The sequence below is a fragment of the Pseudomonas acericola (SeqCode) genome (assembly GCF_053456465.1).
This window is the reverse complement of sequence record NZ_JBRFJB010000001.1, coordinates 500,397-515,824: the sequence shown is the minus strand read 5'-3', so window position 1 is coordinate 515,824 and position 15,428 is coordinate 500,397. Positions and strand designations below refer to the sequence as shown.

The following is a 15,428-nucleotide window of genomic DNA, read 5'->3' as shown; positions in this document are numbered from 1 at the left end:
AAGGAGCGAAACGCCCGTGGTTGAGCGCCTCATCAAACCTCAGTCGCAGCCTCGACCGAGGCCCCGAACAAAGGTGTGAGTGGATCCTTCAACCATTGCGCCACCAACGGCCACACTTCAACCTGTGCAGCTTTGCTGACCAGCATCTCAACGTGCCCGAAATCCCCGGTAAACCCTTGCTGGCGCCCCAGGCACAGATACTGGCGATGTTCGGAGCCGATCTGCTCGAACAGCTTGCGACAGGCCCAGTCCGGGTCTTGATGGTCGCCGGCAGCGCTCACAGCCAAGAGCGGCACCTCGACGTCGGCCAGGCCTTTCCACCAATCATTTTTACCTTCGCCAAAACGTCCAAACAGGCCGTTCCAGCGCATGGCTTCGATCAGCACGCCCGCCGGTTCGTCCTCCGGGCCGCGCTTGAACCGTGTGCCGGAAATCTCGCCGAAGCGTTTCAACAGCAAGCGGCCAGTCCACTCCAGCGGCGGCAGTTTCAACGGCCAATGCGTGCGACTGACCTGGCAGCCAAACAATGCCACCGACGCCACTGCCGGCGCGCCCAAGTGTTGCCCACCCAGGGCCGCAGCCAAGCTGGTGGCGCCCAACGAATGACCGAGCCAATGCGGGATCTGCCCGCTTTGCTCACGCACAAACGCGCCAATGGCCGGCAAATCGTAGCGCGCATAGTCCGCGACACGGTTGCGCGCGTAGTCATGATTGCGCTTGGACAGGCCATGCCCGCGCATTTCCGGGATCCACACATCAAACCCCTGACGGGCCAGGTGAGCGCCCAGCCCGAGCCCCTTGGGCGAATACCAAAAGCGTCGATTGGAAAAACTGCCGTGCAACAAAATAACGGGGATGCCCCGGTTTTCCGGGACATCAGCCAGGCCCAAACGGGTAACCGCCAGCTCGACGGTGCCGTCGGGACTGTTACCGGGTTTGAGGCGATAGACATCTTCACTCAGGTCGCCACGACGTTCAGCGCTGATCAAGGCGACGGGAAACAGGTTGCTGCTGCTTTGCATAATGCTCTTGCACAAAAAAGGGCGGCGTCCGCGAGGAGGCCCGCCCTGTACAGATAAGAATGCCGGCCACCCTCAACGAGTGACCGGCACTTTTGACGTACCGACCTTAGGCGGACGCTTGGCCTTCCGCCAGGAAGAACCAGGTTTCCAGCACGGAATCGGGGTTCAGCGAGACGCTCTCGATACCTTGTTCCATCAGCCATTTGGCCAGGTCCGGGTGGTCGGAAGGGCCTTGGCCGCAGATACCGATGTACTTGCCGGCCTTGTTGCAGGCCTGGATGGCGTTGGCCAGCAGCTTCTTCACCGCAGGATTTCGCTCGTCGAACAGGTGCGCGATGATCCCGGAGTCGCGGTCCAGGCCCAGGGTGAGCTGGGTCAGGTCGTTGGAGCCGATGGAGAAACCGTCGAAGAATTCCAGGAACTCTTCGGCCAGGATGGCGTTGGACGGCAGCTCGCACATCATGATCACGCGCAGGCCGTTCTCGCCACGGGACAGGCCATTTTCAGCCAGCAGGTCCACCACCTGGCTCGCTTCACCCAGGGTGCGCACGAACGGCACCATGATCTCGACGTTGGTCAGGCCCATCTCGTTACGCACGCGCTTGAGGGCGCGGCATTCCAGCTCGAAGCAGTCGCGGAACGCTTCGCTGATGTAACGCGAGGCACCACGGAAACCCAGCATCGGGTTTTCTTCTTCCGGCTCGTACAGCTTGCCGCCGATCAGGTTGGCGTATTCGTTGGACTTGAAGTCCGACAGGCGCACGATGACCTTTTTCGGGTAGAACGCCGCCGCCAGGGTGCTGATCCCTTCCACCAGCTTCTCGACGTAGAAACCCACCGGGTCGTTGTAGCCGGCGATGCGCTTGTCGACGCTTTCCTTGATGTCCAGCGGCAGGCCGTCGTAGTTCAACAGGGCCTTGGGGTGCACGCCGATCATGCGGTTGATGATGAACTCCAGGCGGGCCAGGCCCACACCGGCGTTCGGCAGCTGCGCGAAGTCGAAGGCGCGGTCCGGGTTGCCGACGTTCATCATGATCTTGAACGGTAGGTCGGGCATGGCGTCGATGGAGTTTTGCTTGATGTCGAAGCCCAGCTCGCCTTCAAAGATGAAGCCGGTGTCGCCTTCGGCACAGGAAACGGTGACGCCCTGGCCGTCCTTGAGCAGTTGGGTCGCGTTGCCGCAGCCCACGACCGCAGGAATCCCCAGTTCACGGGCGATGATCGCCGCGTGGCAGGTACGCCCGCCACGGTTGGTGACGATGGCGCTGGCGCGTTTCATCACCGGTTCCCAGTCCGGGTCGGTCATGTCGGAGACCAGTACGTCACCTGGCTGGACTTTGTCCATTTCGGACACGTCCTTGATGATCCGCACCTTGCCGGCGCCGATGCGCTGGCCGATGGCACGGCCTTCTACCAGCACGGTGCCGGTTTCTTTCAGCAGGTAGCGTTCCATGACGTTGGCCGAAGTGCGGCTCTTCACGGTTTCCGGGCGGGCCTGCACGATGTACAGCTTGCCGTCGTCGCCGTCTTTGGCCCACTCGATGTCCATCGGGCACTTGTAGTGCTTTTCGATGATCATCGCTTGCTTGGCCAATTCGCTGACTTCAGCGTCGGTCAGGCAGAAACGCGCGCGATCAGCTTTGTCGACGTCAACGGTTTTCACCGAACGGCCGGCCTTGGCTTCGTCGCCGTAGATCATCTTGATGGCCTTGCTGCCCAGGTTGCGGCGCAGGATGGCCGGACGACCGGCTTCAAGGGTGTGCTTGTGGACGTAGAATTCGTCCGGGTTCACCGCGCCTTGTACGACGGTTTCCCCCAGGCCGTAGGCGCCGGTGATAAACACCACATCACGGAAGCCGGATTCGGTATCAAGGGTGAACATCACGCCGGCGGTGCCAGTTTCCGAACGCACCATGCGCTGCACGCCGGCAGACAGGGCTACCAGCTTGTGGTCGAAACCTTGGTGTACACGGTAGGAAATCGCGCGATCGTTGAACAGCGAGGCGAACACTTCCTTGGCCGCGCGGATCACGTTTTCCACGCCGCGGATGTTCAGGAAGGTTTCTTGCTGGCCGGCGAAAGAGGCATCCGGCAAGTCTTCGGCGGTGGCCGAGGAACGCACGGCAACGGCCACGTCCGGGTTGCCAGCCGACAGTTCGGCGAAGGCGGTGCGGATTTCTTCGTTGAGCTTCTCGGGGAACTCGGCGTCCATGATCCATTGACGGATCTGGCTGCCGGTCTTGGCCAGGGCGTTGACGTCATCGACGTCCAGTGCGTCCAGCGCGGCGTGGATCTGAGCGTTGAGGCCGCTCAGTTCGAGAAAATCGCGGTAAGCCTGGGCCGTGGTGGCAAAACCACCCGGCACCGAAACACCAGCGCCTGCAAGATTACTGATCATCTCGCCGAGGGATGCGTTCTTGCCCCCCACGTGCTCTACATCATGGACGCCGAGCTTATCGAGGGAAACTACGTACTCTACCAAGGTGATCTCTCCACTAACTGTGTTGGAAAAGCTCAGGACGCCGGCTGCTCAGTAGGAGCTTTCGCCAGCGCTTGTGGCCTGGACCTGGAAAATAAGTGAGAATGCGGCCCACTGCGGGACGGCAAAATCGCGCCTATCATATCCAAGATTCGTCATCAGCTTAAGGCCCAGGGCTCAAATGAAACGATCTGCTTTCTTTATCTCCGACGGCACCGGCATCACCGCCGAAACATTGGGTCAAAGCCTGTTGGCGCAGTTCGAAAACATTACCTTCGCCAAATTCACGCGGCCTTATATCGACAGCGTGGATAAAGCGCGGGCCATGGTACAACAAATCAATCTGGCGGCTGAAAAAGACGGCTTTCGGCCGATCATTTTCGACACCATTGTCAATCAGGACATTCGTGAGATCCTCGCGACTTCCAATGGTTTCATGATCGACATCTTCTCGACGTTCCTCGCGCCACTGGAGCAAGAGCTGAGTGAACACTCCTCGTACTCGGTAGGAAAGTCCCATTCCATTGGACACAACTCCAACTATATGGAGCGTATCGAGGCGGTGAACTTCGCCCTCGACAACGACGACGGCGCCCGCACGCATTACTACGACAAGGCCGACCTGATCCTGGTGGGCGTGTCTCGCTGCGGCAAGACGCCAACTTGTCTGTACATGGCCATGCAATTCGGCATCCGCGCGGCCAACTACCCGCTGACCGAAGACGACATGGAGCACCTGACGCTGCCTGCGGCCTTGCGCTCACACCGGCACAAGTTGTTCGGCCTGACCATCGACCCGGACCGCCTTACCTCGATCCGCAACGAGCGCAAGCCCAATAGCCGTTACTCCAGCTATGCGCAGTGCGAGTTCGAAGTGCGTGAAGTAGAAAATCTGTTCCGTCGCGAGAATATTGCGCATATCAATTCCACGCACTTTTCGGTGGAAGAGATTTCCGCGAAGATTTTGGTGGAGAAGGGTGTGGAGCGTAGGTTCAAGTAGTTGTGTTGCCTGGGTTGGCCCCTTCGCGGCATAGGTATCTACACAACTTTGAGCATGACTGCTGGACCTGTGGCGAGGGAGCTTGCTCCCGTGACGGCCTGGCAGTCGGGCGATTTTTACCGGGTGTAAATCGGCTCTACTGTGGGAGCTGGCTTGCCTGCGATAGCTAGGTGTTAGGCGCTGAGGTTTTTTGGCCGGAGTACATATCCGTTATTTAGGTAACGGCTGATATTGGTTCCGCCCTTACGGCGGCTCACTTTTGAAGAGCGCAAAAGTAAGCAAAACGCTCTTGCCCCACCACTCGGCACCTCGCCTAGGCTCGGTGTGCCCTCTCTCCGGCCAGCGTGGTTAACGGGGCGCCTAAGATCAAAAGCCAGAGCCAGAGCCAGAGCTTCGGGTTTTGTCAGGTCCAATAGTTGTGTAGATGCCTATGCCCATCGCGGGCAAGCCCGCTCCCACATTTGACTGCATTTACATATCAAAATGTGGGAGCTGGCTTGCCTGCGATGAACGATAACGCGGTAACCCTGCCTACAACTGAAACCGCCCCCCACCCTGCCCCAGCGCCGTCGCCAACGCATCAAACCCCGCCAACAACAGCTGATCATCCCCCGATGTATTGCAGACACTCGCCCGAATAAACTGCGGCACCGCCGTCTGCCCTACGGCAAACGCCTCGGCCGTGGCGATCAGGTAATTATTCTGCTTAAGCTCCGCCTCGATTTCCGACGCGCGCCACGGTTCCGGGACTTCAATCCAGAAGTGCGGGCTGTTGAGGTGCGTGCGGTACTCAAGCCCGGCCAACAAGTCCTCGACCAGGGTTTTGCGGCGGCTGATCTCGTTGATCTGCTGACGCAAGAGATATTCCGCAGTGCCATTTTCGATCCACTGCGTCGCCAGTTCCAGCGTGACCGGCGTGGCCATCCAGCAGGTCGAACGCAGCGCCGCCGAGATACGGCTGACCAACGCCGGCGGCGCATGCACGTAACCCACGCGCAACCCAGCCGACACCGCCTTGCTCAGGCTGCTGATCAAGATCGTACGCTCGGGCGCGAAATAACTGAGGGGCGGCGGACGATCTTCCACCAACACGCCGTGAGCCTCGTCTTCGAGCATCAGCAGGTTGTGTTCGCGACAAACCCTGGCCAACGCTTCCCGGCGCGAAATCGACAGGACCGCCGTGGTCGGGTTCTGGATGGTCGGTGTGCAATACAACGCCGAAACCCGGTGGTTACGACAGACTTCGTCCAAGGCCCCCGGCAGCACGCCCTCCTCGTCCATCTCCAGACCGATCAAGCGCACGCCAAGCATGCGGGCTGCGGTGATCAACCCCGGGTACGTCAATTGCTCGGTGACCACCGTATCGCCCGCGCGCAGCAACGCCATCATCGCGCAGAGCAAACCATGCTGGCCGCCATTGACGCAGATGACCTGCTCGGGAATCGGATGAAAGTCACGCTGCACCAGCCATTGCGCGCCCGCTTCGCGGTAACGCGGCAGGCCGGCATCGGGGGTGTAGGCGCTGATGTCCTGGAGGAACTTGGCGTTGGTCGCCAAGGTTTGCAGGCTCTGGGAAAGAAAGGCCGTCTCTTGCCCGGGGATATGCATGTTGCGGCTCATGTCGAAGAACTGGCGCGGCTCCTCACTGAAGTTGCGAAAACCTTCATCACGTTGGCGCTCCATCCCACGCTTGCGTACGAAAGTGCCGTCACCCACCCGCGCCACCACCAACCCCAGGCGTTCCAGTTCGCCGTAAGCCCGGCTGATGGTGCCGATGGTCACCCCAAGATTGTCGGAAAGCACCCTGTGGGGCGGTAGCTTTCGTCCTGGTTCAATCAGCCCTTCAAGGATGCCCCGCTCCATGACATCGGACAGGCGCTTGTACTTCACGCCCTGCCCGCTGGACAACCCTTCACGCATAATTGACACCATGTCAATATTTGTTTTGACAGCCATCTTTCGCCCTAATAGTGTGCTTTTACGGGTTCAATCGCCGAATTTAATAACTCATTACAAGTTCAATATAGAGTTCAATTCCGGCTCAGGGAAGCAATAAACGATGCCAATGTCCGCCGTTCTCGAAAACGCTGAAAAAACCAAATCCCAGAAACAGTGGTTGGCCGGCCTGGTCACCAGCCTGATGTTTCTCATCGTGTGCCTGAGCTGGGGCACCACCTGGCTGGGGATCAAGATCGCCGTGGAGAGCGTGCCGCCGCTGACGTCCGCGGGCCTGCGCTTCCTGATCGCCTTCCCGCTGTTCCTGTGTTTTGCCCTGGTGCGTCGCGAGCCGATCCTGTTCCCCCGGGAAAGCCGCTGGTTCTTTGTGTTCGTGACCCTTTCCTACTTCAGCGTTCCCTATTACCTGCTCAACTACGGCGAGATGCATGTGTCGTCCGGCCTGACCGCCCTGCTGTTCAGTTGCATGCCGGTATTCATCCTGATTTTCTCCGCGCTGTTCCTGCGCGAGCGCATCTACTTCTCCCAGGTGGTCGGTATCGGTATCGGTTTCGGCAGCCTCTACATGATCATCAAGAGCCAGGGCCTGCACCTGGACCACGCCGAGTTCTTCGGGGTGCTGGCGATTCTGACCGCCGCGATCATGCACGCCTTGTGCTACGTCATTACCAAGCAAAAAGGCAGCGCCATCAGCGTAATCACCTACAACACCCTGCCCATCGGCATTGCCGGGCTGATGCTGTTCGTGGCCGGGCTGTGGTTTGAAACCCCCAGCTTCGACAGCATCACCCTGCGCTCCTGGAGTGCGCTGTTCTACCTCGGCCTGGTCGCCTCGGTCGGCGGTTTCATCGTGTACTTCATGCTGCTCAAGCGCCTGAGCCCGATCATCCTGTCGTTCGTGTTCATCATCTTCCCGGTGTTCGCGGTGATCATCGGCGCCTGGTACGAAGGCGTGGCGATTTCCCGCGACCTGATGCTGTATTCGGCCATCCTGCTGGCCGGTTTTGCGATCACCAAGTTGCCGGTTGAAAAACTCCTGGCCAAGAAAAAATGACCTTTAACAGACGCGAGAGAAACATGGACGTCCTCCGCCCAAAAGCCCTGGAACAGATCTACGCCCACGCCAGCCGCAGCTATCCCGAGGAATGCTGTGGTTTCGTCTTCGCCGATGGCAGCGTGCATCTGGGCAGCAATATCCAGAACGAGCTGCACCGCAAGAACCCCGAGATCTACCCGCGCACCGCCGCCAACGGCTACACCTTCTCGGTGGCCGACACCCTGCTGCTGAACAAGGCGTTTCGCAGCGATAACCCGGTGGTGGTGATCTACCACTCCCACCCCGACGTCGGCGCCTACTTCAGTGACGAAGACCAGGACAAGGCGCTGTTCATGGGCGAACCGATCTTCCCCGTGAGCTACCTGGTGGTCGATGTTCGCCAGGGCCAGGCCCTGTGTTCAAAGCTGTTTGCCTGGGATGGCAAGCAGTTCGCCCTTAACCCTTTCAACGACCTGCACACGGAGTTGTCCATGAACGCTGTCTCTTTCCCCGACATTCTGGTTCGCGTGGCCAGGCTGCCAGAATCGACCCTTGAGGGCACCGGATCGACATTGCGCGAAGTCATTGAAAACCTCTGCAACAGCCACCCGCAATTGCGCCCGCACCTGTTCCACGAAAAGAACAACCAGCTCAAGGAACACTTCCTGTTTACCGCCGAGGAAGAGTTGATCGGCGCCGACGATCCACTCCCCGGGAAAGCCCGGATCGAAGTGTTGCTCGCCACATCCGGCGGCATGGATGTGCAGACGTTGAGCAATGAAGAAGTACAACGCTACGTGCGCCACATCACCCTGCCGGGCGTCGGCCGTGAAGGCCAGTTGAACCTGAAGAAAGCCAAGGTGCTGATCATCGGCACCGGCGGCCTGGGCTCGCCCATCAGCCTCTACCTGGCGGCGGCCGGCATCGGCACCCTCGGGCTGGTGGATTTCGACGTGGTGGAAAGCAGCAACCTGCAACGCCAGATCGTCCACGGCAACAGCACGTTGGGCATGCCCAAGGTCGAATCCGCCAAGCAGCGCCTGCAAGACCTCAACCGTCACATCCAGATCAACGCCCACGACACCGCCCTGAATGGCGACAACGCCCTGGAACTGGTGGGTGCCTACGACCTGGTGATCGACGGCACCGACAATTTCGACACCCGCTACCTGGTCAACGACGCCTGCGTCCAGCTGGGCAAACCCTTGGTGTACGGCGCCATCTACCGTTTCGACGGGCAGATCAGCGTGCTCAACTATAAAGGCGGGCCGTGCTACCGCTGCCTGTTTCCCCAGGCGCCGCCCGCCGAGCTGGCGCCCAATTGCAGCGCCGGTGGCGTGATCGGCGTGTTGCCCGGTGTGGTCGGGATGATCCAGGCCACCGAGGCGATCAAGTTGCTGATCGGCATCGGCGAACCCTTGTCCGGCCGCTTGATGCGCTTCGATGCGCTGGCGATGAAATTCAGCGAGATCCGCTTCAAGCGCCGCGCCGACTGCCCGTGCTGCTCAGAGCTGCGCCACAGCGCAACCCAGGCACCGGCGGTGTGCGCCGATGCCGTGCCGAGCACACCGTCACTGGCCGCAGAACGCTACATCAAGCCTCGCGTGCTCAAGCAACTGCTCGAACACCACCACAGCGCCGACGTACTGCTGGACGTGCGCGACGCCAGCGAACTGGAAGTGTGCAAATTGCCTGGGGTGGTACACATCCCCCTGGCCGAGCTGGATGGGCAACTCGACAGCCTCAGCCGCGACAACACCCACTACCTGATCTGTTACGCCGGTACCCGCGCCGAGCAAGCGGCCACCACCCTGTTGGCGGCCGGCTTCGCCAACACCAAAGTCCTGCAAGGCGGCATGAAGCATTGGGTGCGCGACGTCGAACCCGACATGCCTTTGTATTGAGCCGGGGGCTGACTGATGCTGCATAACTCCATTCTCGACGTCATCGGCCATACGCCGATCGTACGCCTGGCACAGTTTTCCGAAGACCTCGGCATCGAGGTCTATGCCAAGCTCGAATCCCTCAACCCGGGCGGCAGCCACAAGGCGCGCATCGCCCTGGGCATGATCCTCGATGCCGAGCGCCGTGGCGTGCTGATCCGTGACGCCGGGCAAACCATCATCGAGCCCAGCGGCGGCAACACCGGCATTGGCCTGGTGATGGCGGGCAACGTGCTGGGCTACAAAGTGGTGCTGGTGATCCCCGACAACTACAGCCCCGAAAAGCAAAAGCTGCTGCGTCTCTACGGCGCCAAGGTGGTGCTGTCGGACAGCCGCCTGGGCAACAACTCCCATGGCGAAAAGTGCCTGGAACTGCAACTGGAAAACCCCAGCTACGTGATGCTCAACCAGCAACGCAATGGCGCCAACCCGCAAACCCACCGCGACACCACCGCACCCGAGATCCTGCGCGCCTTCGGTGAACGGCGCGCGGACTACTTCGTAAGCGGCATCGGCACCGGTGGCCACATCACCGGCATCGGCGAAACCCTCAAGGCCGCCTGGCCGGAGCTGCGCGTCATGGGCGTGGAGCCGGAAGAATGCGACCTGCTGAAAAACCAGCACGCGCCGCACCATATCCAGGGCCTGTCGATTGGCCTGATCCCCAGCATCCTCAACCTGGATGTGCTGGACGGCATGCTCAAGGTGTCGCGCCAGGAGTGCATCGACATGATGAAACGCATCATGCGCACGGATGCCATCAGCCTGGGCCTGTCCTCGGCCGCCAACATGGTGGCCATCGCCAAGCTCGCCCCGGAGCTGCCCACCGAAACAGTGGTACTGACCATGGTCTACGACAATGCCGACAGCTACCTGCCCAGTTTCGAATAAGCGGTTTCCCAACCATCCAGAATGCGGGGGTGCCTCCATGGGGGGCTTTATTGACATGCAACAGCTGCACGATGAGTTGCTCACCCACCTCATCAAGACCCTGACGCCAACGCAGATGAAGCAGCTGGAACCGCACCTGGCGCCTTTGGTGCAGAACGCCGCCCAGGCCGTGGCCGAAGACTTGATCGCCTACGCCTACCGTGACCCGGCGTCACGGGGCCGGGGTGAACTGATCCTGGAGTCCTACGCCTCGTTCAAGGCCGTGCTGTTCTATCGCCTGGCGCACCTGGTGTGGAACTTCCCCGACCAGGTCAACGGCGTGTTCTCGCGCATTGCCCTCAAGCTCAGCAACCAGGGCAAGATCCTCTCCGGCGCCGAGATCCACCCGGCGGCGCGTATCGGCCGGCGCTTTGTGCTCGACCACGGCTACGGCACGGTGATCGGCGAAACCTGCGAGATCGGCAACGACTGCTACATCCTCTGCGGCGTGACCCTCGGTGCCCGTGGCATCGCCAACAACCCGGACGGCAAGCGCCACCCGCGCCTGGGCAATAACGTCGAAGTCGGCTCCGGCGCGCGCGTGCTGGGCTATGTGCTGATCGGCGACAACGTGTTTATCAGCCCGTCCTGCGTGATCACCCAGGACGTGCCGGCGGGCACCAAGGTCAAGGTGGTCAACCAGGTGCAACTGCAAAGAAACGACGAGTCCGAGCACAGCAATTACCTCGGCGCCTTTGCCCTCGACGAGCGCCTGCACGTGGTCGGCGAAATCAACGCCAACCACAAGGTCACGGTGCTGGACGCCGACTTTCACCCCTTGCCGGGCTTGATGCTGGAGCCGACGGTGAAAGAGCGCCACCACCTGCAATTTCGCCTGCACCGCATTGAAGCCGATAGCCACCTGCCGCGCCTGCCCCTCAACCTGAAGGTCTGCGGCCCGGAGTTTGAAATCACCCTGCTTTCCCCACCTGGCTTGAGTGCAATGGTGCGTCACCTGTTGCAAACCAGCCCTTTGAACGTCGGAGGTTGAACATGTCCGTACACACCATGGAAACCCTGGCGCTGTTCGACAGCGCGCCCTACCAGAATGCGTTCAGCGCTCGGGTCATCGCCGTCAGCGAACACGGCATAGCCCTGGAGCACACGCTGTTCTATCCCACGGGCGGCGGGCAGCCAGGTGACACCGGCCACTTCACCCTGGCCGATGGCACGCGGGTCGAGGTCGTCGGCACCGTGCGCGACCCGGTGCTGCGCTCGATCATCTGGCACCAGGTGGAACACTGCCCCGAACAATTGACCTCGGGGGTGCAGGTTGACGCCGGCCTCGATTGGGAACGGCGCTACCAGCACATGAAGATGCACACCTGCCTGCACCTGTTGTGCTCGATCATCGACGCCCCCGTGACCGGTTGCAGCATCAGCGCCGACAAAGGTCGCCTGGATTTCGACCTGCCGGAAATGACCCTCGACAAAGACAGCATCACCCGCGACCTGAATGCGCTGATCGAACAGGCCCACACGGTGAAGGCCCTGTCGATGCCTGCCTCGGAGTATTCGACCCTGCTGCAAATCACCCGCACCCAGGCGGTTGCGCCGCCGGTGGTGCAAGGCTCGGTGCGCATCATTGAAATTGCCGGGGTGGATATCCAGCCGTGCGGCGGCACCCATGTGATCAACACCGAGGAAATCGGCCGGGTGTTCTGCGAAAAAATCGAGAAGAAGAGCAAGCACAACCGCCGCGTCATCCTGCGTTTTGAATAACCCTCAAGCGGCTGGAGCGCCAATGCCCCAGCCGCTTTTCGTACAGCGAACTGACAGGAAATTTATCCGCTTGTAACATTCAGAAACGTATCATTCCACCAGCAGCCATCGTCCTGATGTGCTGCTACCCAGCTCTCGCAGAAAGCGCACCCGCCCGCCTTTCGAACAGAAGCTAAGCTCACCCCGTCGCCCCCCCACTGAACCTGAACGCAGCAGGAATGACTGCCTATGAATAAAGTGCTCCGTCACTACATACCAGCCTCCACCTTGCGCTTGCTGCCCAATCGTTGGGACCTGGTCGCCCTACCGCTGGTGATCGGCTTTCTGCTGTTTTTTTCCATCACTGCACGGGAAACCTGGGCGCCCATCGACACGTTGCAGAGCGAGGTCATCTCCCTCGACCCGGCCAACCTGCCGGAATACGCCATGCGCACCACCCTGCGCATGCTCGCGGCGATGGTGGCGGCACTGGTGTTCACCTTCCTCTACGGCACCCTGGCGGCAAAAAGCCGGCGCGCCGAAAAACTCCTGGTGCCGGTGCTCGACATCCTGCAATCGGTGCCGGTGCTTGGTTACATCTCCTTTACGGTGACCTTCTTCCTGTTGCTATTTCCCGGCCGTGTGCTCGGCGCCGAGTTTGCGGCGATCTTTGCGATCTTCACCAGCCAGGCCTGGAACATGACGTTCAGCTTCTACCAGTCACTGCGCATGCTGCCCCATGACCTGGTGGAAGTGTCCACCAACCTGCGGCTCTCCGGCTGGCAACGCTTCTGGAAGCTTGACGTGCCCTTCGCCATGCCCGGCCTGGTGTGGAACATGATGATGAGCATGTCCGGCGGCTGGTTTTTCGTGGTCGCCTCCGAAGCCATCACCGTCGGCGACAAGACCATCACCCTGCCCGGCGTGGGCTCGTACCTGGCCCTGGCCATCGCGCAGAAAGACCTGCATGCCGTGGGCTACGTGATCCTGGCGATGATCGCGGTGATCCTGATCTACGACCAGTTCCTGTTCCGCCCGCTGGTGGCCTGGGCCGACAAGTTCCGCATGGAAACCACCGCCTCCCAGGGCGCCGCGCCGCAATCCTGGGTATTGAACCTGATCCAGCGCACGCGCATAGTCCAGCGCATCCTGCGTCCTATCACCCGCACCATCAGCCGTATCGGCAATAAGCGCTTCAGCCTCGCCGGCGGTGCGCTCAAGGCACTGCCAGCGGAATCGCCGGCGGCGTCCAAGGTGATCGATTGGGTGTGGGGTTCGTTGATTGCCGTGCTGACCGCCTACGCGCTGTACCACATCGTGATGTACGTCGGCACCGAAGTGACCTTCGCCGAGGTCGGCCATGTGTTCGTGCTGGGCTTGATTACCCTGCTGCGGGTCAGCGGGTTGATCCTGATTGCCTCGCTGATCTGGGTGCCGCTGGGCGTGATGATCGGCCTGCGCCCGCGCCTGGCGCAAAAGATCCAGCCCGTGGCGCAGTTCCTCGCGGCGTTCCCGGCGAACCTGCTGTTCCCGGTGTTTGTCATCGTGATCCTGCACTACCACCTCAACCCGGACATCTGGCTCAGCCCGCTGATCGTGCTCGGCACTCAGTGGTACATCCTGTTCAACGTGGTGGCCGGTGCCAGTGCGTTTCCCAATGACTACAAGGAAGCTGCGGCCAACTTCCGCATTCGCGGCTGGCTGTGGTGGCGCAAGGTGATGCTGCCGGGGATTTTCCCCTATTACGTCACCGGCGCGATTACCGCCTCGGGCGGCGCATGGAACGCCAGCATCGTTTCCGAGTACGTGTCCTGGGGCCAGGACAACGTGGTCGCCCACGGCCTTGGCGCCTACATCGCGCAAACCACCGCTGCCGGCGATTTCCCGAAGATCGCCCTGGGCGTGGTGGTGATGTCGATCTTTGTGGTGGCCTTCAACCGCGCGGTCTGGCGCCCGATGTACGCCCTGGCTGAAAACAAACTGCGTCTGAATTGAGGGGGATTCACCCAGATGACTACCACTACCGAACACAGCGCCGACACCCCGCAAATCTATTCGCTGAAGAACGTGAACCGGGTGTTCGGCAAAGGCAAAGACGAGCTGCAAGTGCTCAGTGGCGTTGACCTGAGTCTGCACGAAGGCGAGATCGTCGGCATGCTCGGCCGCTCCGGCTCCGGCAAATCCACCCTGCTGCGCATCATTGCCGGGCTGATCCAGCCGTCGTCGGGCGAGGTGCATTACCACGGCGTGCCGCTGACCGGCCCGGCCGAAGGCGTGGCCATGGTGTTCCAGACCTTTGCTCTTTTCCCCTGGCTGACCGTGCTGGAAAACGTCGAAGCGGGCCTGCAAGCCTTGCAGGTCGAACGCAAGGAAACCCGCCGCCGCGCCCTGGCCGCCATCGACCTGATCGGCCTGGACGGTTTTGAAAACGCCTACCCCCGCGAACTGTCCGGCGGCATGCGCCAGCGCGTCGGCTTTGCCCGTGGCCTGGTGGTCAACCCGACCCTGCTGCTGATGGACGAACCCTTCTCCGCCCTCGACGTGCTCACCGCCGAAACCCTGCGCACCGATTTGCTGGACTTGTGGAGTGGCAAGCAACTGCCGATCAAGTCGATCCTGATCGTGACCCACAACATCGAAGAAGCGGTGCTGATGTGCGACCGCATCCTGGTGCTGTCCTCCAACCCCGGCCGTGTGGTCGCCGAGATCAAGGTGCCGTTTGCCCACCCACGCAACCGGCTGGACCCGACCTTCCGGCAAATGGTCGATGACATCTACGCGCTGATGACCGACCGGCGCAGCGCCGATGCCAGCGCCGGCAAGCCCGAGTTGAAAATGAGCAGCCTGCTGCCAGAAGTCTCCACCAACCTGATGGCCGGCCTGATCGAAACCCTCGCCGCCGAGCCCTACAACGGCCACGCCGGCTTGCCCACCGTGGCCGAGCGGCGCTTGCTGGAAGTCGACGACCTGTTTCCCGTGGCGGAGATGCTCGAACATCTGGGCTTCGCCGAACTCAAGGGCGCCGACATCACCCTCACCGACGCCGGCAAGTTGTTTGCCGACTATGGCACCCAGGAACGCAAGACCCTGTTCGCCGAACACCTGATCCAGCACGTACCGTTGGCCGCGCGCATTCACCAAGTGTTGCTAGAGCGCAGCGGACACCGCGCGCCACGGGTGCGTTTCGAGCAGGAGCTGGAGGACTCGATGACCGAGGCGTTCGTGGAAAAAACCCTGGAAAGCGTGGTGGCGTGGGGAAGGTATGCGGAGATTTTTTCGTATGACGACCATACCGAGACGTTTAGCCTGGAAGACGTCGAAGGCAGCATGTAACTCAGCCCCCTTGAACAACACAGAACAA

11 protein-coding genes are annotated in these 15,428 nt (G+C 61.0%); 8 read left to right on the top strand and 3 right to left on the bottom strand.

The genetic code is table 11. The features are described 5' to 3' along the window. Positions 1-32: 32 nt before the first annotated feature. Together ACU688_RS02410 and ppsA are read right to left on the bottom strand one after the other, a co-directional pair. The gene (locus ACU688_RS02410) at positions 33-1,022 is read right to left on the bottom strand and encodes an alpha/beta fold hydrolase (protein ID WP_448183522.1); all 990 of its coding nucleotides are present in this window, start codon (positions 1,020-1,022) and stop codon (positions 33-35) included. 106 nt (positions 1,023-1,128) lie between these two features. Next, a complete protein-coding gene (ppsA, locus tag ACU688_RS02405) occupies positions 1,129-3,504 on the bottom strand; it encodes a phosphoenolpyruvate synthase (RefSeq protein ID WP_124526656.1) in 2,376 nt (791 codons plus the stop codon). Between the two features lie 178 nt (positions 3,505-3,682). Here ppsA and ppsR point away from each other — a divergent pair, with 178 nt between their 5' ends. Further along, on the top strand, positions 3,683-4,501 hold the full coding sequence (gene ppsR, locus ACU688_RS02400) for a posphoenolpyruvate synthetase regulatory kinase/phosphorylase PpsR (protein WP_017739558.1): 819 nt from the start codon (positions 3,683-3,685) through the stop codon (positions 4,499-4,501). Between the two features lie 531 nt (positions 4,502-5,032). On the opposite strand, the gene ACU688_RS02395 is transcribed toward ppsR, so the two are convergent. Then, positions 5,033-6,457, bottom strand: coding sequence for an aminotransferase-like domain-containing protein (locus ACU688_RS02395; RefSeq protein ID WP_448183521.1), 1,425 nt, complete (start codon positions 6,455-6,457; stop codon positions 5,033-5,035). A gap of 160 nt (positions 6,458-6,617) precedes the next feature. Between ACU688_RS02395 and ACU688_RS02390 the strand changes: the two genes are divergently transcribed. From ACU688_RS02390 to ACU688_RS02360, 7 genes are all read left to right on the top strand, one after another. Beyond that, the gene (locus tag ACU688_RS02390; RefSeq protein ID WP_448184020.1) at positions 6,618-7,511 is read left to right on the top strand and encodes a DMT family transporter; all 894 of its coding nucleotides are present in this window, start codon (positions 6,618-6,620) and stop codon (positions 7,509-7,511) included. A 23-nt stretch (positions 7,512-7,534) separates the two neighbouring features. After that, complete coding sequence (gene moeB, locus ACU688_RS02385) at positions 7,535-9,397, top strand: molybdopterin-synthase adenylyltransferase MoeB (protein ID WP_448183520.1); 1,863 nt, start codon at positions 7,535-7,537, stop codon at positions 9,395-9,397. A 15-nt stretch (positions 9,398-9,412) separates the two neighbouring features. Then, positions 9,413-10,327, top strand: a complete 915-nt coding sequence (locus ACU688_RS02380) for a PLP-dependent cysteine synthase family protein (protein ID WP_448183519.1) — start codon at positions 9,413-9,415, stop codon at positions 10,325-10,327. Positions 10,328-10,364: 37 nt separating this feature from the next. Further along, the gene (locus ACU688_RS02375; RefSeq protein WP_448183518.1) at positions 10,365-11,357 is read left to right on the top strand and encodes a serine O-acetyltransferase; all 993 of its coding nucleotides are present in this window, start codon (positions 10,365-10,367) and stop codon (positions 11,355-11,357) included. 2 nt (positions 11,358-11,359) lie between these two features. Further along, on the top strand, positions 11,360-12,088 hold the full coding sequence (locus ACU688_RS02370) for an alanyl-tRNA editing protein (RefSeq protein WP_257781155.1): 729 nt from the start codon (positions 11,360-11,362) through the stop codon (positions 12,086-12,088). Between the two features lie 228 nt (positions 12,089-12,316). Next, positions 12,317-14,062 (top strand): ABC transporter permease, encoded by a 1,746-nt coding sequence (locus tag ACU688_RS02365; RefSeq protein WP_448183517.1) that lies wholly within the window; start codon positions 12,317-12,319, stop codon positions 14,060-14,062. A 15-nt stretch (positions 14,063-14,077) separates the two neighbouring features. After that, the gene (locus tag ACU688_RS02360) at positions 14,078-15,400 is read left to right on the top strand and encodes an ABC transporter ATP-binding protein (RefSeq protein WP_448183516.1); all 1,323 of its coding nucleotides are present in this window, start codon (positions 14,078-14,080) and stop codon (positions 15,398-15,400) included. The last annotated feature ends 28 nt before the right edge of the window (positions 15,401-15,428 follow it).